This window comes from Rhodococcus sp. NPDC055112, from assembly GCF_053607505.1.
Genome location: NZ_JBSGTR010000032.1, coordinates 23,121 through 47,511, shown reverse-complemented (window position 1 = coordinate 47,511; position 24,391 = coordinate 23,121). Strand labels below are relative to the sequence as shown.

The 24,391-nt window shown below is 69.6% G+C and carries 20 protein-coding genes, 1 tRNA gene and 1 riboswitch; of the genes, 5 read left to right on the top strand and 16 right to left on the bottom strand.

The annotated features are described in order from the left end of the window. Nucleotides 1-71 precede the first annotated feature (71 nt). Nucleotides 72-147: transfer RNA gene (locus tag ACWFRB_RS15480), tRNA-Thr, on the bottom strand. Between the two features lie 69 nt (nt 148-216). Beyond that, nucleotides 217-1,410 (bottom strand): DNA polymerase III subunit delta', encoded by a 1,194-nt coding sequence (locus tag ACWFRB_RS15475; protein WP_452642020.1) that lies wholly within the window; start codon nt 1,408-1,410, stop codon nt 217-219. A 90-nt stretch (nt 1,411-1,500) separates the two neighbouring features. On the opposite strand from ACWFRB_RS15475, the gene ACWFRB_RS15470 reads away from it, so the two are divergent. Then, nucleotides 1,501-1,890 carry a VOC family protein gene (locus ACWFRB_RS15470; RefSeq protein WP_452642019.1) on the top strand — a complete coding sequence of 130 codons (390 nt, stop codon included), beginning with the start codon at nt 1,501-1,503 and terminating at the stop codon, nt 1,888-1,890. Here ACWFRB_RS15470 and ACWFRB_RS15465 read toward each other — a convergent pair. The 4 genes from ACWFRB_RS15465 to ACWFRB_RS15450 form a co-directional block, all read right to left on the bottom strand. Continuing rightward, nucleotides 1,854-2,579 (bottom strand): helix-turn-helix domain-containing protein, encoded by a 726-nt coding sequence (locus ACWFRB_RS15465; RefSeq protein WP_452642018.1) that lies wholly within the window; start codon nt 2,577-2,579, stop codon nt 1,854-1,856. The two genes, ACWFRB_RS15470 and ACWFRB_RS15465, sit on opposite strands and share 37 nt — an antisense overlap. Before the next feature lie 29 nt (nt 2,580-2,608). Continuing rightward, nucleotides 2,609-5,524 carry a type I DNA topoisomerase gene (gene topA, locus ACWFRB_RS15460; protein WP_452642017.1) on the bottom strand — a complete coding sequence of 972 codons (2,916 nt, stop codon included), beginning with the start codon at nt 5,522-5,524 and terminating at the stop codon, nt 2,609-2,611. Nucleotides 5,525-5,626: 102 nt separating this feature from the next. Next, on the bottom strand, nt 5,627-6,211 hold the full coding sequence (locus tag ACWFRB_RS15455; protein ID WP_097212865.1) for a hypothetical protein: 585 nt from the start codon (nt 6,209-6,211) through the stop codon (nt 5,627-5,629). A 141-nt stretch (nt 6,212-6,352) separates the two neighbouring features. Then, nucleotides 6,353-6,556: a cold-shock protein gene (locus ACWFRB_RS15450; protein WP_005248460.1), complete on the bottom strand. Its 204-nt coding sequence runs from the start codon at nt 6,554-6,556 to the stop codon at nt 6,353-6,355. Nucleotides 6,557-6,943: 387 nt separating this feature from the next. On the opposite strand from ACWFRB_RS15450, the gene ACWFRB_RS15445 reads away from it, so the two are divergent. Further along, entirely contained in the window at nt 6,944-9,277 is a 2,334-nt protein-coding gene (locus tag ACWFRB_RS15445; RefSeq protein ID WP_452642016.1) for a DEAD/DEAH box helicase, read from the top strand. Here the strand turns inward: ACWFRB_RS15445 and ACWFRB_RS15440 are convergent. The 9 genes from ACWFRB_RS15440 to ACWFRB_RS15400 form a co-directional block, all read right to left on the bottom strand. Beyond that, on the bottom strand, nt 9,274-11,691 hold the full coding sequence (locus ACWFRB_RS15440) for a lysylphosphatidylglycerol synthase domain-containing protein (protein ID WP_452642015.1): 2,418 nt from the start codon (nt 11,689-11,691) through the stop codon (nt 9,274-9,276). The genes ACWFRB_RS15445 and ACWFRB_RS15440 overlap by 4 nt on opposite strands. A gap of 13 nt (nt 11,692-11,704) precedes the next feature. Further along, a complete protein-coding gene (locus tag ACWFRB_RS15435) occupies nt 11,705-13,513 on the bottom strand; it encodes an amino acid transporter (RefSeq protein ID WP_452642033.1) in 1,809 nt (602 codons plus the stop codon). Between the two features lie 214 nt (nt 13,514-13,727). After that, nucleotides 13,728-14,330, bottom strand: coding sequence for a peroxidase-related enzyme (locus ACWFRB_RS15430; RefSeq protein ID WP_452642014.1), 603 nt, complete (start codon nt 14,328-14,330; stop codon nt 13,728-13,730). Then, nucleotides 14,327-14,833 carry a hypothetical protein gene (locus ACWFRB_RS15425; RefSeq protein WP_452642013.1) on the bottom strand — a complete coding sequence of 169 codons (507 nt, stop codon included), beginning with the start codon at nt 14,831-14,833 and terminating at the stop codon, nt 14,327-14,329. Before ACWFRB_RS15425 ends, ACWFRB_RS15430 begins: the two co-directional genes overlap by 4 nt. Further along, nucleotides 14,830-15,852: an LLM class flavin-dependent oxidoreductase gene (locus ACWFRB_RS15420; RefSeq protein ID WP_452642012.1), complete on the bottom strand. Its 1,023-nt coding sequence runs from the start codon at nt 15,850-15,852 to the stop codon at nt 14,830-14,832. The genes ACWFRB_RS15425 and ACWFRB_RS15420 overlap by 4 nt, the downstream gene beginning before the upstream one ends. A gap of 1 nt (nt 15,853) precedes the next feature. After that, nucleotides 15,854-16,597: an ABC transporter ATP-binding protein gene (locus ACWFRB_RS15415; protein WP_452642011.1), complete on the bottom strand. Its 744-nt coding sequence runs from the start codon at nt 16,595-16,597 to the stop codon at nt 15,854-15,856. After that, the gene (locus ACWFRB_RS15410) at nt 16,584-17,483 is read right to left on the bottom strand and encodes an ABC transporter ATP-binding protein (protein WP_452642010.1); all 900 of its coding nucleotides are present in this window, start codon (nt 17,481-17,483) and stop codon (nt 16,584-16,586) included. Before ACWFRB_RS15410 ends, ACWFRB_RS15415 begins: the two co-directional genes overlap by 14 nt. Then, nucleotides 17,464-19,299: an ABC transporter permease gene (locus ACWFRB_RS15405; RefSeq protein ID WP_452642009.1), complete on the bottom strand. Its 1,836-nt coding sequence runs from the start codon at nt 19,297-19,299 to the stop codon at nt 17,464-17,466. The genes ACWFRB_RS15410 and ACWFRB_RS15405 overlap by 20 nt, the downstream gene beginning before the upstream one ends. Then, the gene (locus ACWFRB_RS15400; RefSeq protein ID WP_452642008.1) at nt 19,296-20,444 is read right to left on the bottom strand and encodes an ABC transporter substrate-binding protein; all 1,149 of its coding nucleotides are present in this window, start codon (nt 20,442-20,444) and stop codon (nt 19,296-19,298) included. Before ACWFRB_RS15400 ends, ACWFRB_RS15405 begins: the two co-directional genes overlap by 4 nt. 318 nt (nt 20,445-20,762) lie before the next feature. After that, nucleotides 20,763-20,876: riboswitch (SAM riboswitch) on the bottom strand. A 189-nt stretch (nt 20,877-21,065) separates the two neighbouring features. Between ACWFRB_RS15400 and ACWFRB_RS15395 the strand changes: the two genes are divergently transcribed. Continuing rightward, entirely contained in the window at nt 21,066-21,842 is a 777-nt protein-coding gene (locus ACWFRB_RS15395) for an SDR family oxidoreductase (RefSeq protein WP_452642007.1), read from the top strand. Here the strand turns inward: ACWFRB_RS15395 and ACWFRB_RS15390 are convergent. After that, nucleotides 21,839-22,420, bottom strand: coding sequence for a TetR family transcriptional regulator (locus ACWFRB_RS15390; RefSeq protein WP_452642006.1), 582 nt, complete (start codon nt 22,418-22,420; stop codon nt 21,839-21,841). The genes ACWFRB_RS15395 and ACWFRB_RS15390 overlap by 4 nt on opposite strands. A gap of 101 nt (nt 22,421-22,521) precedes the next feature. Between ACWFRB_RS15390 and ACWFRB_RS15385 the strand changes: the two genes are divergently transcribed. Next, nucleotides 22,522-23,148: an FMN-dependent NADH-azoreductase gene (locus ACWFRB_RS15385; protein ID WP_452642005.1), complete on the top strand. Its 627-nt coding sequence runs from the start codon at nt 22,522-22,524 to the stop codon at nt 23,146-23,148. Continuing rightward, entirely contained in the window at nt 23,126-24,349 is a 1,224-nt protein-coding gene (locus tag ACWFRB_RS15380) for an MFS transporter (protein ID WP_452642004.1), read from the top strand. The genes ACWFRB_RS15385 and ACWFRB_RS15380 overlap by 23 nt, the downstream gene beginning before the upstream one ends. Nucleotides 24,350-24,391 lie beyond the last annotated feature (42 nt).

Here is a 24,391-nt window from a genome sequence, read left to right as displayed (position 1 = left end):
CATCTGAGGCGCAACCTCCGAACACAAAGAAGCCCCTCTCCCTGTGTGACCAGGTGAGAGGGGCTTCCTCGTGGAGCCGCCTAAGAGAATCGAACTCTTGACCTTTTCATTACGAGTGAAATGCTCTACCGACTGAGCTAAGGCGGCGTGCCCGACCTCGCGGTCGAGCGAGATGGAGTCTAGCGGCTCACCCCGCGGATGCGAAAACGGCCCCCACTACTTCAGCTCGGCACCCAGCTTGGCGACCATGGACGCCACCGCGAACCGGGGCTTGACGTTGATCGAGAGCGCCTCGCGGCACTCGAGCACCGCCTCCACACACCGCAGCAGCGCCTCGGGGCTGCCCGCCGCGGCCATCTTCCTGACCTGGTCCGCCTTGTCCGGGTGGTTCGGCTGCGCCCCCGACCCCAGCGCGACCGCCAGCGCGTCCCGGTACAGCCCCGCCAGGTCCATCAGGGCACGGTCGAGGCTGTCGCGGCCGGTCCTGGTGGCCCGTGACTTCTGCCTGCGTTCGAGGTCCTTGAGGGCGCCCGCCGACCCGCGCAGCGCGCCAGCCGCACCCTTGCCGGTGCCGCCCGCGCCGAGGGCGGTGCGCAGCTCCTCGGTCTCGCGTTCGTCGCGGGCCGCACTCATCTCCTTGGCCTCGGCCTCCGCTGCCCGGACCAGCTCGTCGGCCGCGGCGTATCCGGTGGCCGGGCGCGTCGCGGCGGACGCGATGCCCAGCGCCTGGCCGCGCCGCGCCCGCGCCTCCTCGTCCGTCGCCAGCCGTCGGGCCCTGCCGACGTGGCCGCCACTGATCGAGGCGGCCAGCAGCGCGGTCTCGGCGTCGAGCTGATCGCGTTCGCGCAGCACCCCGGCGATCGCCTCCACCGACGGGGTCACCAGCGCCACGTGCCTGCACCGGGACCGCAGCGTCACCGAGATGTCCTGCGGGTCCACCGAGGGTGCGCACAGCAGGAACACGGTCCGCGCGGGCGGCTCCTCGACGACCTTGAGCAGCGCGTTGGCCGCACCCTCGGTCAGCCGGTCGGCGTCCTCGATGACCACCACCTGCCAGCGCCCGGTGCTGGGGCGACGCGACGCGGTCTGCACGATGCCTCGCATCTCCGCCACGCTGATGCTCAGGCCCTCGGGGATCACCCGGCGCACGTCGCCGTGGGTGCCTGCCATCGTGGTGGTGCAGGCGTGGCACCGCCCGCACCCGGGCTCGCCCTCGTCGGTGCACTGCAGCGCGGCCGCGAAGCACAGCGCCGCGACGGAGCGCCCGGAACCGGGGGGCCCGGTGAACAGCCAGGAGTGCGTCATCAGCGAACCTGCCGCGTCGGCGCCGCCCCTTGCCGCCCTCGCGGCACCGGTCAGCTCCACCTCGACGTGCTCCTGGCCGACCAGTCGATCGAATACTCCCGCCACGGGCCGAGCCTATCGGGCGGGTCCGACGCCGCCGGGCGGGCGTCCGAAACGTTCAAGACCGTCCGGACCGCGGGTGACTACCGTCGCGGCATGACACCACAGCTCTCCATGATCGGTCTCGCCGTCGCGGACCTGCCCCGCTCCTTCGACGTCTACCGGCGTCTCGGCTTCGACCTGCCCGCCGATCCCGGCCAGGAGCAACACCACGAGATCACCCTGCCGGGTGGGGTACGGGTGGGCTGGGACACCCTCGAGGTCATCCGCGGCTTCTCCCCCGACTTCACCCAGGGGACGGGTGGCCCGTCGCTGGCCTTCGACTGCGGCACACCCGCGGCCGTCGACGCCAAGTACGCCGAGCTCACCGAGGCAGGCTGCACCGGGGAATCGAAGCCGTGGGATGCGTTCTGGGGACAGCGCTACGCGGTCGTCAGGGACCCGGACGGTCACAGCATCGAACTGTTCTCGGCCCTGCCCGGCTGACCGAGCAGGCCGGTCATGGAGGTCCCTGCCAACGCCCGGGCCTCCCTGGCCAGGTGCGCCTGATCACTGAAGCCGGCCTCCGCCGCGACCCTGGCGAGCGGAACGCCGGCTCGGGCGAGCCCGAGCGCGCGGTCGAAGCGGAGCACCCGGGTCAGCGTCTTCGGTCCGTACCCGAATGCGGACAAGGACTTTCGATGTAGGCGGCGTTCGCTCCAGCCCAGGCTCGCGGCGACCCGTGCCACCGCGACGCCGCACGCCAGCTGCCCCGCGATCGCGGTCTCGACGGGACGCCCCACCCCGTCGAGACGGTCGCGTGCCGCCGCACTGATCGCGCGCAGCGGATCCGCCTCGGCGGCATGGAAGAGCCTGCGCACCATCGCATCCGGCCACAGCTGTTCCAACGGCACCCGCACGTCCCGCAGCTCGTCGGCGCGGACACCGAACACGTGTGGTCCGACCCCGGGCGTGAATCGCAGACCGATCGCCCTGGTACCCGCGGCCGTGGTGCGGTGCGCCCGGGTGTCCGGGCCGGTCACCAGCAGCCCGCCCTCGTGCCAGATCAGATCCATGCACCCGTCTGGCAGGACCAGGACGCCCTCGTCCTGCTGCGACCGAAACCCCGGCGGCCCCGAGCTCACCGACCAGGCGACCGCTCCCGGAACGTCCGCTCGCAGTTCCCGATACGCCACCTCGGCTACCCCACCTCAGCGCGGACCGGTCAGGACTTCTTGGCGGCGGCCTTCTTCGCGGCCGCCTTGGCGGGCGCCTTCTTGGCCGCGGTCTTCTTCGCCGCCGCCTTCTTGGCCGGCGCCTTCTTCGCGGCCGCCTTCTTCTTCACCGGGCCACGTGCACGCCGGTCGGCCAGCAGCTCCGAGGCGCGCTCGTCGGTGATGGTCGCGACATCGTCGTCCTTGCGCAGGCTCGCGTTCGTCTCGCCGTCGGTGACGTAGGGGCCGAAGCGGCCGTCCTTGATCACCATCGGCTTGTCCGTCGCCGAGTCGTTGCCGAGCTCACGCAGCGGCGGGGTCGCCGCACCCGTGCGGCCCCTGCGCTTGGGCTCCGCGTAAATCTTCAGGGCGTCCTCGAGGGTCACCGTGAACATCTGCTCCTCGTTCTCCAGCGAACGAGAATCGGTGCCCTTCTTCAGGTACGGGCCGTAACGCCCGTTCTGTGCGGTGATCTCTTCCTTCGACTCCGGGTCGACGCCGACCACGCGCGGCAGCGAGAGCAGCCGCAGCGCGTCCTCGAGCGTCACCGTCGCGACGTCCATGGACTTGAGCAGCGAGCCGGTCCGCGGCTTCGGGCCCGCGGCCTTCTTCGCGGTCTTCTTCGCGGCGGCCTTCTTCGCGGGCGCCTTGGTCGTCACGGCGCCCTCGCCCTCGGCCGTGACAGGCACGATGTCCGGCTCGGGTTCGGGTTCCGGCTCGGGCAGGATCTCGGTCACGTACGGACCGAAACGCCCCTCCTTCGCGACGATCTCGTGCCCGGTGAGCGGGTCGACGCCGAGCTTGCGACCGTCCTGCGGGGTGGCGAACAGCTTCTCCGCGTACTCGGGCGACAACTCGTCCGGGGGCAGGTCGTCGGGCAGGTTTGCGCGCTGCGAGACCGGATCTCCGTCGGGGTCATCGGGATTGACGACCATGCGCTCGAGGTACGGCCCGAACCGGCCGACCCGCACCACGACGTCGCGGCCCTCGGAATCGGCGAACAGCCGGATCGAGTTCACCTCGCGGGCGTCGATGTCCTCGAGATTGGTGCCGACCATCTTCTTCAGACCGCCGGAGCGAGCGACCGAGCCCTCGGCGCCGCGCTCACCACCGAAGTAGAAGCTGGACAACCAGTTTCCGCGCTGCTCGCGGCCACCGGCGATCTCGTCGAGGTCGTCCTCCATGCCTGCGGTGAAGTCGAAGTCGACCAGCCGGCCGAAATGCGCCTCCAGCAGCCCGATCACGGCGAACGCCACCCACGACGGAACAAGGGCACTGCCGCGCTTGTAGACGTAGCCGCGGTCCAGGATCGTCTTGATGATCGACGAATACGTCGACGGGCGACCGATTCCCAGTTCCTCGAGGGTCTTGATCAGGCTGGCCTCGGTGTAGCGGGCGGGCGGGTTAGTGGTGTGGCCGTCCGGATCCAGCTTGGTGGCGGTGACGGCCTGCCCTGCGACGAGCACCGGCAGCCGCGACTCGGCGTCGTCGGACTGGCCGCCCGCCTCCTCGTCGACGCTCTCGACGTAGGCCTTGAGGAAGCCCGCGAACGTGATGGTGCGGCCGGACGCGGAGAAGGTGCACTCCTCGCCGGTGCCTGCGGTGCCGGTGATCCGCAGCGTCAGGGTGGTGCCCCGCGCGTCGGCCATCTGCGAGGCGACGGTGCGCTGCCAGATCAGCTCGTAGAGCTTGAACTCGTCGGCGGCCAGCTGCGAGTGCAGCTGCCCGGGGGTGGCGAAGACGTCGCCTGCGGGGCGGATCGCCTCGTGCGCCTCCTGCGCGTTCTTCACCTTGCGGGTGTACTGGCGCGGCGACGGGCTGACGTACTCGGCGCCGTACAGCTCGGTGGCCTGCGCCCTGGCCGCGGCGATCGCCGACGCCGACAGCGTCGTCGAGTCGGTACGCATGTAGGTGATGTGGCCGTTCTCGTACAGCCGCTGCGCGGTACGCATGGTGCGCTCGGAAGTGAAGCGCAGTTTGCGTGCCGCCTCCTGCTGCAGCGTCGAGGTCATGAACGGCGCGTACGGCTTGCGGGTGTACGGCTTGTCCTCGGCGGACGAGACGGTGAGATCGGTACCGTGCAGCGCCTCGGCGAGGCGACGGGCATGGCCCTCGTCCAGCACCGTGACGCCGGTCGACTTCAGCTGGCCGTCGGCCCCGAAATCGCGGCCCGCGGCGACGCGGCTGCCGTCGACGCTGACCAGGCGCGCCCCGAAGCTGCGCGGGTTCGCCTCGGCGCCCGCGTCGAGGGTGGCGGAGATGTCCCAGTACTCGGCGGACCGGAAGGCCATCCGCTCGCGTTCACGCTGCACGATGACGCGCGTCGCCACCGACTGCACGCGGCCGGCCGACAGCTTCGGCATGACCTTCTTCCACAGCACCGGGCTGACCTCGTAGCCGTAGAGGCGGTCGAGGATGCGCCTGGTCTCCTGCGCGTCCACCAGGTCCTGGTCGAGGTCGCGGGTGTCCTGCGCGGCCGCCAGGATGGCGGGCTTGGTGATCTCGTGGAAGACCATCCGGCGGACCGGGATCTTCGGCTTGAGGGTCTCGAGCAGGTGCCAGGCGATGGCCTCGCCCTCGCGGTCGGGGTCAGTGGCGAGGTAGAGCTCGTCGGCGTCCTTGAGCAGGCTCTTGAGCTCGGCGACCTTGGTCTTCTTGTCCGGGCTCACCACGTAGAGCGGCTCGAAGTCGTGGTCGACGTTGACGCCGAGCCGGGCCCACGGCTCGCCCTTGTACTTGGCGGGCACGTCCGCCGCACCCCGCGGGAGGTCGCGAATGTGGCCGACCGAGGCCTCGACGACGTAGTTCTTGCCCAGGTAGGGGGCAATTTTCCTGGCCTTGGTCGGCGACTCGACGATCACGAGACGGCGCGTCTGGTCGGCTGTGGCGGGGCTGTCGCCCGCCGTGTCCTTCTCCCGAGCTGCCACCTTGCTGCCTGCACCTTCCTCGACTCGAAACGGCGATCACTTCAGTAACAGAGTGACACATCCGCGAGACCATCCTTGCAGATCAATCCCGTGTCGACTGTTCTACACCTGCGGCCAGGCCTCTCGCGCCTCTTGCCGGTCAGGGGCCTGACCGATGTTCTCGACCAGCCGCATCAGCCGCTTGTGCCCCACGATCCGGAGCCCGGGGCCCGCTCCGCGGGTGCCGATGAGGGTGGGCGCGATCCCGGCCCGCATCAGCGATTGGGCGAGGATCGGGTGGGTGTCTGGGGCGTGCGGGTCCAGCCCGAGCACGAACCGATCACCCTCACCCTCGGACCTGCCCGCGGCCAGCACCCAGGCCCGCAGGGCACGCGAGTCCGGGATCCAGCCCACCGGCACGGCCTTGACCGCACCCTTGGTCCACTGGGCCGCGAGCGCGGCCAGCTCCGGCACCGATGCGGTGCGGACCAGCGGGCTGCCCTCGTCGGACCGGGTGATCTCGGCGGCCAGGCCGGCCTCCTCGATCAGCTCGGCGACGGCGTCCGCCCGCCACGACGCATCGACGACCACCGACACCCTGGCCCGGCCCGCGGCGACGGAGACCTGCCCCTGCGCGGCCAGCAACCCGCTCAGGTCCGATACCGCGGGCGGCACCGCCTCCGCGGAGAAGAAGGACAGCTGGTTCACAAGAGGACAGTAGGCCAGATCCGGCCGCCCTGGCCGTGCTGACACGGCGGGACCGCGTGCGACGCCCGGTGGGAAACGACTCGTCCCCCACCACCTCACGGTGCTGGGGGACGAGTTGATCCGTCTCGAGGAACGAATGAATCAGACCGCGCGAACGCCGGTGGCCTGGGGACCCTTGGTGCCCTGACCGACCTCGAACTCGACGCGCTGGTTCTCCTCGAGCGTGCGGAATCCGCTGCCCTGAATCTCGGAGTAGTGGACGAAGACGTCAGCGGAGCCGTCCTCGGGGGCGATGAATCCAAAGCCCTTCTCCGCGTTGAACCACTTCACAGTGCCCTGTGCCATGCTTTTCCTTCACTTTCTAACACCGGATTCGGTGAACAGCAGTCAACAGTCCACCGGGCCGGTTCCGACCGCTGTACCGTTGATTTCCCCCTCAGGAAAAGCATCGCCACCGCGCTCGCAACATCGATCCTGCGAGCGCGTACACGAACACAGAAGCTGCGACCACTTATAAGTCAATCACGGTTCGCGCGATGGCAACAGTCGAAATCCAACAATGGTCGTAAAGAATTGATCTTGTATCCGACGACGCGTCGGCAACCGCGCTATTGGACACTCGTCAAGTATTGACAAGGGCTACACAGTGTTAAACACATCCCGGCAAGTACCATCAAAAACGCAGGTGAACGGGCACGTGTACGCGGCCAACCAACGAACTCGGAGTTTTCAGTGAGCCAACCGGCCGCCGCAGCAAGCTACGGGCAGTCACTGCTCGATCGGGTGCTGGCCGGCACCCCCCGCGGCGAGGATCCGCTCACCCACGTGGCGGAACTGCCCGCACGCGAGTCCCGGTTCACCCAATGGCCGCCGTGGATTCATCCCGATGTCGTCGATGCCATGCGCGGCAACGGAATCCCGCTGCCGTGGACACATCAGGAGGCCGCCGCCACGATCGCCGCGGCAGGCAAGCACGTCGTGGTCGCCACCGGTACCGCATCCGGGAAGTCGCTGGCCTACCAGCTGCCCATCCTCACCGCCCTCGCCGAGGACCCGCGCGCGACCGCCCTCTACCTGGCCCCGACGAAGGCCCTCGGGGCCGACCAGATCCGGTCGACCATCGCGCTGACCGAGCAGGCCGAATCGCTCGCGACCGTCTACCCCAACGCCTTTGACGGCGACACCCCGACCGAGGTACGCCAGTGGGTCCGCGCCAACTCGCGCTGGATCTTCACCAACCCGGACATGCTGCACATCGGCATGCTGCGCTCGCACCAGCGCTGGGCCCACTTCTTCCGCAACCTGCGTTACGTGGTGATCGACGAATGCCACTCCTACCGAGGCGTTTTCGGCTCGAACGTGGCGCTGGTCCTGCGCAGGCTGAAGCGGATCGCCCGCCGCTACGCCGCCGACCCGGTGTTCATCCTCGCCAGCGCCACCACCGCGGCACCGGGGGCCGCGGCGTCCCGGCTGATCGGCGCTTCCTGCGCGGAGGTCACCGCCGACGGCTCCCCGCACGGCCCGCGAACGGTCGCGCTCTGGGAGCCCCCGCTGATGGCCGAGGTGACCGGCGAGAACGGCGCCCCGGTCCGCCGCGCCGCCGGGTCGGAGGCGGCCCGGATCATGGCCGACCTGATGATCGAGGGCGCAAGGACCCTGACCTTCGTCCGATCGCGCCGCGGCGCCGAGCTGACCGCGATGGGCACGAAAAGGCTGCTCGCGGAGTCAGCCCCGGACCTGACCGAACGGGTCGCCGCCTACCGGGCCGGTTACCTGGCCGAGGACCGACGCGAGCTGGAGGCTGCGCTCGCGGACGGGACCCTGCTCGGCGCCGCGACCACCAACGCCCTCGAACTCGGGGTCGACATCGCCGGTCTGGACGCGGTCGTGGTGGCCGGCTTCCCCGGCACCGTCGCCTCGTTCTGGCAGCAGGCCGGGCGGTCCGGCCGCCGCGGCGAGGGCTCGCTGGTGGTGCTGGTCGCGCGCGACGATCCGCTCGACACCTACCTGGTCCACCATCCGGCCGCGCTGCTGGACAAACCCGTCGAGGCCACCGTCACGGATCCGTCCAACCCGTACGTGCTCGGCCCGCAACTGCTGTGCGCGGCGATGGAGCTGCCGCTCAGCGACGCCGAGGTCGAGCAGTTCGGCGCCGTCGAGCTGCTCAACCGGCTCGCCGAGCAGGGGCTGATCCGCCGTCGCGCGCACGGCTGGTTCGTCACCGCGGAATCCAACCCCCATGCGTCCGTTGACATCCGCGGCGGCATCGGCAAGCAGGTCGCCATCGTCGATGCCGAGTCCGGCCGGATGCTGGGCACCGTCGACGGCGGCCGTGCCCCCGCGACCGCCCACCCCGGTGCGGTGCACCTGCACCAGGGTGAGTCCTTCGTGGTGGACATGCTGGACCTGGAGGAAGGCCTGGCGCTGGTGCACGCCGAAACCCCGGAGTGGAACACTTCGGCGCGCGAGACCACCGAGATCGTCATCACCTCCCTCCTCGAGCACAGCGAGCACGGCCCTGTCACGGTGGCGCTGACCGAGGTCGAGGTCACCCACCAGGTGGTGGGCTACCTCCGGCGGCTGCCGTCCGGCGAGGTCCTCGACTCCATCGAGCTCGACATGCCGCCGCAGCGCCTGAACACGCGGGCCGTGATGTACACGGTGACACCGGAGCTGATGGAACGGGCGGGCATCACGGCGGACCGGTTCCCCGGGTCGCTGCACGCCGCCGAGCACGCCGCGATCGGCCTGCTGCCGCTGGTGGCCACCTGCGACCGCGGCGACATCGGCGGGGTGTCGACGGCGCTGCACCAGGACACCGGGCTGCCGACGGTGTTCGTCTACGACGGACATCAGGGCGGCGCCGGGTTCGCGGACCGCGGGCACGCCGAGCTGCTGCGCTGGCTGCGCGCCACCAGGGACGCGATCAGGTCCTGCGAGTGCACGGCCGGGTGCCCCTCCTGCGTACAGTCCCCCAAGTGCGGCAACGGGAACGACCCCCTCGACAAGGACGGCGCGGTCCGGCTGTTGACCGCGGTGGTCGACTCGCTCCTGGGAGCGCACTAGATCAGGTCGGTCCTCTGCATCCAGCGCAGGATCGGCCAGCCGGCGAAAACCGGCAGCCAGCAGGTGAGCACCCGGTACAGCAGCACCGACGGCACCGCGACCGCGGCGGGCACCCCGAACGCCGCGAGGCCACCGATCAGCGCCGCCTCGACCGCGCCGACACCGCCTGGGGTCGGCGCGGCGGACGCCAGCGTGCCGCCGATCATCGTCACGATGGTGACGGTGACGAAGCTCGCCTCGCCGCCGAATGCCGCGACGCTCGCCCAGAGGGCAAGCGCGGCACCGAGAGTGGTGCCCGCACAGCCGCCGACGATGAGCAGGAACCGGCCAGGGTCGCGGGCGAGGTCAAGCAACTCGGTGCTCACATCGGCGATCTGGGGGCGCAGCTCGTCGATCAGCCAGCGCCGCAGCCTCGGCACGATCATGAAGGCCCCGACCACGCCGAGCAGGACACCGACCACCAGGTAGATCACCGTGGCGTTCGGGATGAAGCCGGACAGGTCCGCGCTCCTGCCCGCCGCGATGCTGAAGAGGATCAGCAGCCCGACGTGGGTGACCACCTGGACCGTCTGCTGCAGCGCGACGGCCGCGGTCGCCCGCACCCCGCCGAGCCCGTTGTGTTGCAGGAACCGCACGCTGAGCGCCAGGCCCCCGACACCCGCGGGGGTTGTGGTGGCCGCGAAGGTGTTGGCGAACTGCATGATCACCAGGTTCTTGAGCCGAACCGACTCCGACGCGCAGGCCCACAGCGCCACCGCCGTCCCGATGTACTTCAACACCGAGACCACCAGTCCGAGCAGCGCCCACCACCAGTTCGCGTTCCGTAGCTCGGTGAGGAAGGTCGGCACCTGACTGACGAACGGGTAGGCGACGTAGACCAGTCCGATCAACAGCACGAGCTGGATGATCTGGTTCCGGCTGAAGCGGGTGACCTGCTCGGTCTTGATCACCTCGGAGTCGGTCTGGGTCCGGACCTGGTGCCGGGTGGCCGACATCAGTTCGTCCGCGTCCGGCAACGCCCGGCGCAACCGCTTGGGCATCGCGGCCTTGGTCAGCCGGCCCGATGCCGCGAGGACCGTGTCCTCGCCCAGCGTCGCGAGCGCCGCCCGCACCGCCGGTTCCGCCCCGAACCGCGCCCCGGTGGTCAACAGCAGCTGGGCGATGTCCGACTCGAGCTGCGCGTCCGAGGCACCGACCTCCGCGTGCGCGAAGCCCTCGAAATGCACTCGGTCCCCACTGATCCGGAGGTTGTCCGGGCGCAGGTCGCCGTGCGCGACCTGATTCGCATGCAGTATCCGCAGACCGGTCCATGCCGCCTCGAGGTGCTCGGGCTGCGCCTGCTCGAGAGGAGTCCCGGCGGGCACCGAATGCGCGTAGAGCATCCAGCCCCGCTCGAGCGGGGACACCGCGACGGCCAGGCTGGACGACAGCCCCATCCGCGCGACCGCTGTCGACATCAGCGCCCGGTGCTCGACCGCCCTGCGCAGCGATGCGTACGGCGCGGGCGTCTCCGAGCTCCGGAAGGTGAGCCAGTGCCAGACCTGACGGAGGGCGCCCTCGCTGCGCTGGTGCGGCCCGAAGAGCTCGAGGATCACCTCGTCGTCCGCGCCCGCCTTCCGTAGATCGACCCCGAGATCGACCTTCTTCCAACCGGGACTGCAGTCGGCGGCGAGCACGAGCGGGCCGGGTCCCGTTGGGCTGAGCACCGACAACGCGTCCACCCGCAGACCGCGCCTGCCGAGGATCCGGACCGCGAGATCGACGGGGACCTCCAGCGCCGGCGTGCCGACGAACAGCACCACCAGCGCACCGATCAGCCAGCCTGCGGTCAGCCCCAACACTGACCGCGCGGGGACGACGGCGCTGACGAACAGGTGGATCGGCACGAAGGCGAACAGCAGCAGCCACCAGATCCGGCGCCAGCGGGCGGGCAGCCACGGACCGGACACGGTCAGCATCGCGGCCAGCATCGCGATCCAGCGCGGGTCGTCGAGGAACTGCGACAGGAAGGTGTCGAGGTGCCCGTCCAGATCGAGGTGCCACTTCGGCGCGGAAACACCCGTGCCGGTGATGGACAGCGCGATGACGGCGAGCAGCCCCGCGGTCGCGTACCCCGCGAGCAGCTTCCAGCGTCGGCCCAGGACGAGGCCGACCAGGATCGCGAACGGGAGGATCACGATCGCGGCGCCGTACAGCAGGTAGATCCGGGTCGAGACCTCCGGTGACGCGACGCCGATCAGGTCCGACACCGAGTTCTCCACGGCCTCCCAGCGGCCGCGGGTGATCAGCGACGTGGCGATCACCGCGCCCATGCACAGCGCCGCCAGCACGACACGGAGCTGATCATTGGTACGCCGACGCAAAGGCTGCAGGAGGCTGCCCTGGACCGGGATCTCTCGTCCGTCGACTCGCATGGGGTGATCGAGCCTATCCGACGTGCACGTGCGGTCTGCGGGCCACGTCGGGCTCGGCGCGCCGCAGCACCTCCCTGGTCACGGAGGCCACCTCGCCGTGCCCGAAGAACAGGAACTGCAGCAGGTTGCGGACCGGGTTTCCCTCCGTCCACTCGAAGTACACGTGCGGGACGGTCCCGGTTCGGTCCCGGATGTCGAGCAGGATCGCGGCGATGGAATTGGGGATGGCCGCGCTGCGGACCGTCAGCACCCGGAACCCCTCGCGGCGGTGCCCGTGCACCCGCAGGTCGGTGGCGAACTCCGACGCATCGGTCACGCTCACCTCCAGGAAGAGGATGGGCTCGGCGGCGGGGATCCGGCTGACCCGCCGCCGGGCGGACTCCTTCGCCCGGTACGCCGCCGGGTCCGGGCGGTCGGCGTCGTGCGCGATGACCCGGATGACCCCCCGCGCGGCCTCGTCGATCAGCTCCCGCGCCGTGACGTCGTAGCTCACCGAGTAGGCACGCAGTTCGTAGGCCCGCGTGAAGCGGGAGGCGAACGAGACGCTCAGGATGGCGAGGATGAACAGGATCGCCAGATGCAGGCCCTCGGGGCGTTCGACGATGTTGACGACGGTCGTGTAGACGAAGATGACCGCGACCACCGCGAAGCCGATCGCCTTGCGTCGCTGGCCCCGCCGGTGCGCGGACAGCGCGACCGCGACGGACGCGGAGGTGATCAGTACCAGGACGCCGGTGGCGTAGGCCGAGCCCTGGGCGTCGACGCTGGCGTCGAAATACCAGGTGATGCCGAATGCGATCGCCGCGAACACCAGCACCAGCGGGCGCACCGCCCGCGCCCAGTCCGGGGCCATGCCGAACCGGGGCAGGTACCGCGGGACCAGATTGAGCAGGCCCGCCATGGCCGAGGCACCTGCGAACCAGAGGATCGCGATGGTGCTCACGTCGTACACGGTTCCGAAGACGTTGCCGAGGTACTCGTGGGCCAGGTAGGCCAGCGCGCGCCCGTTGGCCTGTCCCCCGGCCTTGAACTCGTCGGCCGGGATAAGCACGGTGGTCAGGAAGCTGGTCACGATGAGGAAGGCGCTCATGATCAGTGCGGCAGTGGTCAGCAGATGCCGCGCCCCGCGGATCCGGCCGCGCGGTGCGGATCTGGTGTCGCTCGGGTCGCCCTCGATCTGGGGCATCACCGCGACCCCCGTCTCGAAGCCGGACAGGCCGAGCGCGAGCTTCGGGAACACCAGCAGCGAGATCGCGACCATCATCCAGGGGTTGCCGTGCTCGGTCGTCAGGGCCGCGGTCCAGTCCGTCACCACGGAGGGCGCGGTCGCCACGTGCCACAGTCCGGCGGCCACCACCACGAGGTTCAGTGCCAGGTACGCCACGACGAGTGCGACCGCGATCCCGATCGCCTCGGCAAAGCCCTTGAGGAAGACGGCCGCGAGCAGACCCAACAGGACCAGCGTGACCAGCAGGTTCTCCCCGCGGAGGGCCGCGGGCGCGAACGGGTTCTGCACGACGTGCGCCGCACCGTCGGCGGCAGACAGCGTCATGGTGATGATGAAGTCGGTCGCCGCGAACCCGAGCAGAACCAGGACGAAGATCTTGCCGCCCCACTTCGGGAGCAGTCGGGCCAGCATGGCGATCGATCCCTCACCCCGCGGGCTCTCCTGCGCGACACGGCGATACACCGGCAGCGCGCCGAACAGCGTCAGCGCGACGAGGACCAGGGTCGCCATCGGCGAGAGCACACCGGCGGCCAGGGCGGCGATGCCCGGCTGGTACCCCAGCGAGGAGAAGTAGTCGACGCCCGTCAGGCACATGACCTTCCACCACGGGTGCTTGTGCTCCGGCTTCGACACCACCCGGAACGGCCCCTGGTGCCCGGACGGCTCCTCGGTGATGTTCTCGAACAGCCAGGAGCGCACCCGCGATGGTGCTCGATCCCTGGTGGTCACATGCCGATACTGCCACCGGCCGCGGGTCGCACCCGGGAAAACGCGTCCGGTGGCGCCGTCGCCGCGCCTGCCGCGGACCTCACGGCGCCTGCGCGGGGACCTCCGGTTCGCCGAGGGTGAGCATCAGCCGGTTCGCCCACGAGAACGACGCGGTGGCCAGGACCAGGTCGCCGATCTCCTCGTCGGTGAGACCGACCGCACGAAGCCGCGCCAGGTGACCCGGGTCGGCGCGCGGTGGCTGCGCGGCGAGCGCGGCGGCGAAGTCGACGACGGCGTCCCACCGCTCGTCGACGCGGGCGGTGACGCCCTCGTCCAGGATCTTCTGCACGTCGGCGGGCCGCTTGGACAGCTCCGCCGTGAAGCGTGCGTGCACCGAGGTGCAGTACACGCACCCGTTGAGCCGCGAGGTGGCCGTCGCCGCGAGCTCCCGCTCGGTGCGGGAGAGCCCACCGCGCCCGTAGAAGATCTCCTTGTCGTTCGCGCTGCGCTCGCCGAGTACCTCCGGATCGCGGGCCAGCAGACGGAAATACGGGCTCTCGCCGCGGAAGCCCGCCAGGTGGGGACGCTGTTCCTCGGTCGCGTCCTCGAGCCGGATCGGTTCCAGCCACGGGACCCAGTCCAGGTGATCCTGGGTGAAATCGCCTGGGCAGCGATGCCGCTCGACCTCGCGAACCTCGCTCATGCCGATTCTCCGATCAGGGTGTACCCGGCGACCAGCCGGATCTGGTAGTTGACGAAGCCGATCGCCTGGGACACGGTCACGATCGCGGCCTCCGTCAGCCCCGCCGAACTCAGGGTCTCGATCGCGGACCGAGTGGCGGCCGAGGGATCCACGGTGACCAGCGCGGCGTGGCTCAGCAAGGCCGCGAGCACCGGGTCGTGAACGGCGCCCGTCGTCACAGCGTCGGCGAGGTCATCGGGCAGCAGCGCCGAATAATGCTCGGCGAGTGCGGGTTGCCGAGCGAGCACCGCGACACGCAACGCGACGGCGACGAGCTGCTCGCGGGTCGGCAGGTCGGCGGACGGCGAGACGAAGAGCGCGTCGTGCAGCCGCTGGGTGTGCTCCGCGACCGCGGGCCGCGCCGACCTGAGAGAGGAGACGGCGCCCGCGAGCCGGGCGCCGAGCACCCCGTCCAGCACGTCCGCCGTGGAGTTCGGTGGGGAATGGGTCGAAGACGTCGTCATGGTCGTGATTCCTTCCGGTAGGTGCCATTCCAGCCGAGGCGCGGGGCCACCTTCGTGGCGATGAGTTCGATCGAGTGCAGCGTGGCCGCCTGGTCGGGGTCGATCGGATGAACCTGGAAGATCAGGTCTGTCGACTGCTGCACCGCGGGGTCGGCGGCGAGTAGGTCGGTCACCTCGTCCGGGGTGCCGACCACGGAATCGCGCAGGATCTCCTCGACGCTCTCGCTGCCGTCGGCGAGGCCGATCCCCTGCAGGTATGCCCGGAAGCGCAGCGCGCCACGGCGCGCGAGCTCCCAGGCAGCCTCGTGGTCGTCGGCGACGAACACGCTGCGCGAGGCGCCGATCCGCGGTCGCGTGCCCTCCGGGAGCGCCTCCAGGTACGCCGCGATCAGCGGTTGTTGGACCTGCCCGAGGGCGGCATCCGCGAGACCGGGCTCCCTCGGCTGGGTCCGCGAGAGCAGGAGCCCGTCTCCGGATTCGCCCGCCCGCACGGCGCCCGACCCCGAGAAGGTCGCCTGCCATCGCCGCTCGATCAGGCTCGTCGCCCGCGGGTACAGCCGCTTGTCCTCGACGATCTCCGCCCCGGACAGCGCGGCTGTCAAGCGCTCGATCTTGTTGTCGTAGAGGGCCCGTCGATCGGCATCTGCGTGACCGAACAACGCGAAGGCGCTCGCCGACCCGCCGGTGCCGAGACCCAGCTCGAGCCGGCCGCCGGACAGGGCGTCGAGGACCGCGGCGTCCTCCGCCACCCGGATCGGGTCCTCCAGCCCGAGCGTCACGATGGCCGTACCGAGGCGGATCGCGCTCAGCCGGGCGGCCGCGTGGGCCAGGAAGACGAACGGCGACGGCAGGCCGCCCTCCGCCGGATCGACGTGATGCTGGGCCACCCAGCCGACGTCGAAACCCAGCTCCTCGGCGAGGGCGAACTGCGCCAGCGCGTCGCGGTAGAGAACTCCCGCGTCCCGACTCTCGTCACCGACCAGCCGGGTGAACCATCCGAGCCGCTTGCTCCCGGTCACGTCATGCCACCTTTCCCAAATATGCTTCTCGTACCGCGGGATTGCCCAACAGATCGGTGGCCTCGCCGTGCAGCACGATCTCGCCGCCCACCAGGACATTGCCGGTGTGCGCGATGGACAGCGCGAGCTCGGCCTGTTGCTCGACGATCAGGATCGCGAGCCCGAACAGCTCGTTGAGCCGGACGATTTCGTCCAGCACCCGGTCGACGAACAGCGGGGACAGCCCCATCGTCGGTTCGTCCATGCAGATCAGCCGGGGCCGGCTCATCAGTGCACGGGCGAATGCCAGCATCTGCTGCTCGCCACCGGACAGCGTCCCCGCGTGCTGCCTGCGCCGCTCCGCCAGCCGCGGGAAGTGGTCAAACAACTCGGCTGCCCGCTCGGCCAGCACCGAACGCCGCTCGCGGTGCACGTAGCCGCCGACGTACAGGTTCTCCTCCACCGTCATCTCCGGAAACACCCGCCGCGCCTCGGGAACCGAGGCCAGTCCGGCCTTGATCCGGCCCGCCGGGGTCACCCCGGTGGCGTCCTCCCCGTCGATCAGCACCCGCCCGGCCGTGGGGGTCAACAGACCGAGGGCGGTCTTCATGGTCGTCGACTTGCCGGAGGCGTTCCCCCCGAGCAGGGAGACGATCTCGCCCGGCCGAACCCGGATGGACACCTCGTTCAGCGCTCGCGAGCGTCCGTAATACACGCTCACCCCGTCGAGCTCGAGAATCGGGGCCGCGTACTCATCGACCGCCAACGGACTCCACCTGTCCTTCCGCACCGACCGTGGCAGGCCGCAGCCGGCGACGGCCGAGATAGGCCTCGATCACCCGTTCATCGGCCTGCACCTCTTCCGGGGTCCCGACCGCGATGATCGAGCCCTCGTCCATCACGATCACCCGATCGGAGAGCTGGTTGACGAGTTCGAGCTTGTGCTCGACGAGGACGATGGTCTGCCCGTGCGCCTTGAGTTCGGCCAGTTGACGTCCGACCTCGGCGGTTTCGCTCTGGTTCATTCCTGCCGCGGGTTCGTCGAGTAGCAGCAGGACGGGGTCGAGGGCGAGGGCCCTTGCGATTTCGGTGCGCCGCCGGTTCGCGTAGGACAGCGTGTAGGCAGGGTCGCCCGCGCGAGGAGCCAGCCGTTCCCCGAATCTCGCCAGCCCGGAGTCCACCTCGGCGCGCAGGAGTTCCCGCTCGGCCCGCACCTTCCGGGTTGGCACCAGCGCCAGCGCCGCCTCCGCGAGGATCGGCACCCAACGGATCACGGGGTACCGGACCAGGGAGCGCAGTGGTCGCGCGGCGCGGAGGGTGCTGTGCAGCCCCACCTCCACGTTCTCGGCCACCGTGAGGTTCCCGAAGACCCGGCCGTTCTGGAAGGTCCTCGCGATGCCCGCCTCAGCGGCCTCTTCCGGGGAGCCGGGCCGTACCGCTGTGCCGCGCAGCAGGATCCGACCGGAATCGGGCCGGAGAACGCCGGACACCAGGTTGATGGTGGTGCTCTTTCCCGACCCGTTGGGCCCGATGATGGAGACGAACTCGCCCCTGTTGACCTCGAAGTCGATCCCGTCGACGGCGCGCACGCCGCCGAAGGCGCGGCGCAGCCCCGCCACCGACAGGATCTGCTCAGACTGCTGCGCTGACACGGTCCCTCCTCGTCCAGATTCCCTGTGGCCTGAATCGGATGATCAACAGCAGGATCACCCCGTAGAGCAGAATGCGGACCTCGGGCGCCAGCCGGAACAGCTCCGGGACCCCGATCAGGACCACCGAGCCGAGGATCGCGCCGTACGGGGACCCGGTCCCGCCGAGCACGATGATGGTCACCACAAGGAGCGAGAGCCCCAGGTTGAACACCGTCGGATCGATGTACGAATACTGGTGCCCGAGAAGGGCTCCCCCGATGCCGGAGAAGATCGCGCTGATGGCGAAGGCGAGCGCCTTGTAGTCGCGCACTCGTACGCCCGACGATCTCGCCGCCACCTCGTCCGACCCGACCGACCTGAGCACCGTGCCGAGGTGTGACCGCTGGATCGCGGCCACCACCACCACGGTCAGGGCCAGGAACACCAGATCGAGGCGGAACAGGTCTGCGGCGGTGGAGAACTCGTATCCGAAGATCCGCGGCGCAGGGATCCCGAACAGTCCGTAGCTGCCCCGGGTCACCGATTCCCAGTTGCGGATGATCCCGACCGTGACGACACCGATCCCGAGCGTCGCGATCGCAACGTAGTGTCCGGTGAGCCGCCAGACCGGAGCCGCCAGCACGGAAGACACGATCGCCGCGGTCAGCGCGGCCGCGGCCACCGCCGCGAGGAACGGCCAGTCGTAGCTGATGGTGAGGATGGCCGAGGTGTACGCCCCGATCGCGATCGGCCCGGCCTGGCCGATGGTGAGCTGGCCCGCCGAGCCCGCCACCAGCGTCATCGAGACCGCGATGATGGCGTAGGCGATGATCTGGGTCCCGACCACCAGTCCGTAGCTGTTGGAGACCAGCGGCACCACGAGCCCGACCACTGCGAAGGCGGCCGCCGCCTGCCACCACTGCACCCGGATCTGGCGGCCCGAACCGAGGAAGGTGCCGGTCAACGGTTCGCTCGAGATCGACGGCGCCCTCGCCAACAGTCCCCCCGGCCTCAAGACGAGCACCGCGATCAGCACCCCGAAAGTGATCAGGTCTCGGTATCCGTCCCCGAACTGGTAGATCCCCACGGCCTCGACGATGCCGAGCACGAAGCCGCCGAGCACCGCACCGGGGATCGACCCCAGCCCGCCGATCGTCGCCGCGACGAATCCGCTCATCCCCGCGATCGTGCCGCTGGTCGGCGAGATGTTCGAGTTGTACAGTCCGACAAAGATTCCCGCCAGCCCGCCGAGGCCCGACGCGATGATGAACGCCAGGTTCTGCACGCGGGGTACCGGGATCCCCATCTGCAGCGCCGCATCGGGATCCTGTGCCGTCGCCCGGATCGCCAGCCCGTACCTGCCGTACTTGAGGAAGCAGGCGAGGCCGGCCATGACCACCACCGTGATGGCGAACATCACGAGGTCCGAGGTCCCGAACCGCACCCCGCCGATCTGCCAGTTGTTGGTCGGCAGCACCGCAGGGAACGGTCGTGTCTCGGGGCCGAAGACCATCTGGACGAGGTTCTCGATGATCATGCCCGCGGCGACGGTGGCCAGCAACGCCGCCACCGCCGGACCCCGGCTCAGCGGGCGCACCGCGACGACGTTGACGACGAACCCGAGCAGCCCCGAGACACCGACCACCACCACGATGGTGGTCCACAGGGACAGCCCGAGTTCGGCGATCAGCCACCACGCGAAGATCGACCCGAACGCGAACACCGCGCCGTGGGCGAAGTTGATCACATTGGTGACCCCGAAGATCAGGGTGATCCCGACTGCGATCAGCGCATAGGCGTTGCCGTGGATCAGTCCGGCGAGGAGGGTGTCGATCATGCGGTTGGTACGAACTTCCCGTTCTGGAGCACGAGCTCGCGGGGCGCCGCGCCATCGGGACGGCGGGACTGCTGATCGAAGGCGAACTGGCCCAGCCCGATTCCGTTGAACTCGGATTCCTTCAGGCCCTTCAGGACACCCTCCCTCGTCGCACCGCCGTGGTTCGCGGCATCGGTGAGCACCTTGAGTGCGTCATAGGCGTAGACATTGAAGTCGCCCGGGTCGACCCCGAACTTCGCCCGGAACTTGCCGACGAAGTCCTGGATACGGGGATCGGCATCCGCCGCGCTGAAGATCCCGTTCACGATGTCGCCCTCCGCCGCGGAGCCCGCCAGCTCGATGAACTGTGGCGTGTTCTGGCCCCCGAAGAACTGCTTGTCGAACCCGACATCCCGGAGTTGCTTGACCACCAGGGCGCCATCGGGGCCGTAGCCGAGGTGCACGAAGGCCTCCGGCGCCGCGTCACGACCCTTGATCAGGATCGGTTTGACGTCGGTGGAGTCCGGGAGGATCGGCGACGAGTAGACGATCTCGACGCCCTTCTCCGCCGCGAACTGCGAGAAGTACTTGAATGCCTGCTTGCCCCAGTCGGTTTCGAGGTAGACCACGGAGACCTTCTTCGCCTTGCGGGAAACCCACTCGGCATTGCGCTCCTGGAACACGTCGAGGGTGATCGACGGGCTCCACGAGTACTCACCCCCGTTGGTGAACTCGACCGCGGAGTTGGTGAATCCGTACTGCACCAGCTTGCCCCGGTTGTACACCGGAGAGGCGGCGATCGAAGCGGGCGAAGAGAAGTCCCCGAGCTCGGCGATCACGGACTGATCGTCGACGAACTTCGTCGCGATCGGCACGGTCTGCTTCGGATCGGACTGTGAGTCCTCCCATTTGAGCTCGACCTTGCGCCCGTCGATGCCGCCGTTCTGATTGATCTCCTCCAGCGCCAGGTCGAAGCCCTGCTGCCACAGTCGCCCGTACTCGGCCGACGGCCCGGTCTTCGGCCCCGACACACCGAAGTAGACGGTGCCTGCCGTGGCCGCCTCCGAGTCGCTGCACGCGGCGGTCAAGCCGAGCAGTGACACCGAGGCGACCATTCCCGCCACTAACCTGCGGGTGCGTCCGGGGACGGCTGGATGGGTACTCATTCTGCGAATTCCTCCGGATGTTCGTCCGTGCGGACGCGCCGCGACAGACAGAAAAGCCGCCACGCGTGACCTCGTTGTCACGGCGGCGAATGGAAAAGGACGGTGAACAAAGGGAACGGCGGCATTGCGAAATGCTCCGATCGCCGATGCCGGCCCTTAATTCGAAAAGGCGAGCATCGACGTCGATATCCGTCTCCTGGGATTCTCGACTGGTCTGCGCAACACAGCGGGAGCGCTCGACTCGATTACCGATCAGTTATTACACTGACCGGTTTCTACACTCCATCATGACAATCAACGTGTTCAGCTTTCGCGACAGTAGGGCGCTTGCCGTATCCGCATGGATACAGCCCGGTCCTCACCCGGGGCACCCCACCGCTCCGCGAGGGTTGCCGATCAGCAAGCCGGGGCTATCAGCTGATACTCATGACCGTTGGGAGAGAACGTATCCGGGGCCTCGCCGCGTGTCAACCATCCGGTTGGGGCCGCCACCCGCCTCGTCCCGCACCGGCCTTCCCGCACCCTCCAGGCGCTGCACATTTACCTTTTCGAAACAGTTCTCGATAATTCGGATCACCGTGAAAACAATGAGCCCGAAACGAATTCCGTAGTGTTCGCGACGTGAACGAATCCACACGGCCGCCGCTCAACCCCTTCGCGCCCGACGGCCGAGTACTCGTCATCGGCGCGAGCAGCGGGATAGGTCTCGCGGCCGCCGCGATGGCATACCGGGCCGGGGCCTCCGTCGTCGGCGTCGCCAGGGGCGAGGCGAACCTGAAACGGTCCTTCGCCGCGATCGGAGGATCGAGCGCCCCCCGGTTGCTACCGATCGCCGCGGACGTCCGCGATCCGGCCGGACTCGAATCGATCTTCGCCCGCGCAGGCACGGTCGATCACGTGCTGCTGACAGCGGGATTCGCCGCGACCGGTCCCACCAGGACCACCCCGTGGTCGGCACTGGAACCGGCGTACACCGACCGCCTCGCGACCGCCTACGCCGTCGCGCAACGCGCGGCGCCCGCCCTGACGCCAGGGGGCTCGCTCGTCGTCACCTCCGGCGGGTTCGCGGTCCGGCCCGCGGCCGACACGAGCGTCGTCGCCGCCGGACTGGCCGCGCTCGAGACGTTCGTCAGGGGGCTCGCGCTCGAGTTGGCGCCGAGAAATCGCGTCAACGCCATCCGGCCGGGGCGGATCGACACCCCGATGCTGCGCGGCGCGCTCGCCCGCAGCGCGGGCGGCCCGGTCGACGACGATTCGGTGTCGGCCGCGGGACGTTCCATCCCGCTCGGGCGGGTCGGCACGGCCGACGAGGCCGCGCACGCTGCACTCTTCCTGATGGCGAACGCGTACATCACCGGCGTCACGCTCGGCGTCGACGGCGGCCAGGGCCTGCGCTAGGCGCCGATGGCTCGCTTGCCGAGCTCGATGATCGACGCCCGGAGCGTGGCCTCGTCCACCGCGGGCTCGGTCCCGCCCGTCACCATCGTCAGCAGCTGCGGCACCGTGGACGGCCAGGCCGCGATCCCGATCAGCGTGAAGAGGGAGATCGCGGTGCGCGCGTCGGCCTCGCGGCCGAGCAGCTGCGCGAGGCTCTGCACCTTGTCCAGGTACACCTGGCTGCGCGCCTCGGCGCTCGGCAGGTCCTCCTTCCGGTAGTGCAGCGACTCCCACATCAGCAGCCGCAGCAGGTCCGGACGCGCGCGATGGAAGTCGAACACCGCGCCGATGTACTCGTCGAGGTCGGTCTGCTGGGTGAGCGGATGCGCCTGCCCGAGCTCGGTGAGCGCCTCCATGATCACCGCGTCGAACAGCTTTTCCTTGCTCCCAAAGTACCCGTAGATGCGCTCCTTGTTGACGCCGGCGCGCTCGGCGATCCGGTTGACCCGACCGCCCGCGATGCCGTTCTCCGCGAACTCAGAACGCGCAGCGTCCAGGAGTTTTCGTCGCGTCGATGATCCCTCGGCATGCTCATTCATGCGCGAATCCTATCCGCAACATTTCCGGGATCCCGGAACCCTTGTGCTCCAACCAACTGGTTGGTAGAAGTATGTCCTACCCACAACGGAAGGACCTTTCGATGACCAACGCCCTGCATATCAACGCCTCCGCGCGCGGCAAATCGAGCGACTCGCGCAGCATCGCCACGACGTTCCTGGACGCCCTGGCCGTCCAGGACCCGACACTCACCGTCGACACGCTCGACCTGTTCGAGGAGCGGCTGCCCGATTTCGGCACCGCCGCCGCGGGCGCGAAGCTCGCCGTGTTCACCGGCCAGGAACAGACGCTCGAACAGCGTCGGGCCTGGGAGCAGGCCAGGGAGGTCTTCGACCGCTTCGCGGCGGCGGACCTCTACGTCCTGAGCATCCCGATCTGGAACTCCGGGATCCCGTACATCCTCAAGCAGTGGATCGACCTCGTCACCCAGCCGGGGTGGGCATTCGAGTTCGATCCCGCGCAGGGGTACTCCGGGCTGCTCGCGGGCAAGCGCGCCGTCACCGTCTACACCAGCGGCGTCCACAGCCCCGGCGTCCCCCTGGAGTTCGGAGCCGATTTCGCGACCCCGTTCGTCGAGGACTGGCTGCGTTTCGTCGGCATCGACTCGGTCTCCGAGATCCGGTACGCCCCGACGGTCCTGACGCCCGATCCCTCGGCCGGCCTGGCCGTCGCCAAGGAGCGGGCACGTGAGCTCGCAGCCACCTTCTGATCTCGCGGCGGCGACCGCTGTCGCGGCGGCGGAGCCGCGCTGGGCACCGACGGGACGAACGATCGGCCTGATCTGTCTTGCCGGCGTCCTCGTCGTCGGGCAGCTGTACGTCGTCCTCCCACTCCTCGACGACCTGGCGCGGGAGTGGGGCGCGACGCGCTCGGCCGTGACGTGGACGACGACGTGCTTCGGGCTCGCGTACGCGCTGGGATTTCTCGTCACGGGTCCGCTCTCGGACCGTTGGGGCAGGCGCCCGGTCATCGTCGGCGGGCTGCTGGCGACCTCGGTGACGACCCTGTTCGTGGCCCTCGCCCCGAGTCTCGAGCTCGGGCTCGCGGCCCGGATCGCACAGGGCGCGACCGCGTCGCTGTTCGCCCCCGCCGCGTTCGCCTACCTCGCCGAGCACATCGAGCCGCGACGCCGGGTGCTCGCGCTCACCTGCCTGACCAGCTCCTTCCTCGCGGCAGGCGTGATCGCGCAGGTGGCCTCGCAGGCGGTCGCGGCCGCATGGGGCCCGAGCGCGATATTCCTGCTGAGCAGCGTGGGATTCGTGCTGGTCGGCGCGGCGGCGTGGTTCGTTCTCCAGCCGCGGGCGCCCGCCGCGGCCCCACGGGCGAACGAGCCGCGCGGCCTGCGCGGCTCGTTCGGCCCGTTCGTCGCCCTGCTGCGAAACCCCTTGTTGGCCTTGCTGTTCGCCAGCTGCGTCAGCGTGCTCGGCGTGTTCGTCGGCCTCTACACCGGGATCCAGCTCAGCCCCCCGGACGGTATCGGCGAGGGCGCGATGCTGGCTCTTCGGGCCAGCGCCCTGCCCGCGATGATCGCGGTCCCGCTGCTGGCAGGCCGGCTGGCGGGGGTGGCTCCGACGACCCGGGTCGTATCGGCTCTGCTCGCCGCGGCGATCACCGCCGCGGCCACGATCGTGCCGCTCGGGGGCGTGTGGGTCGCGCTGTGCCTGTTGTTCTTCGTGGCGGCGATCGCGGTCGCCGCACCCGCGCTGGTGCAGGCCATCGCGGAGCGGGCAGGCACCGCACGCGGCGCGGCCACCTCGCTGTACACCTTCACCCTGTTCCTCGGCGCGAGCGCCGGACCTCAGTTGGCCAATCTGCTGGCCGGGGTCGGCTACGGGGCTGTGGCGGGCGCGATGGCCGCGGTGGCCCTCGCGGGCGCAGGCCTGGCCTATGTGTCGACGAGGGTCGGCTGAGAACGAGCCGCAACGCCCAGAGCCCCTGTCCCCTTGCGGGAC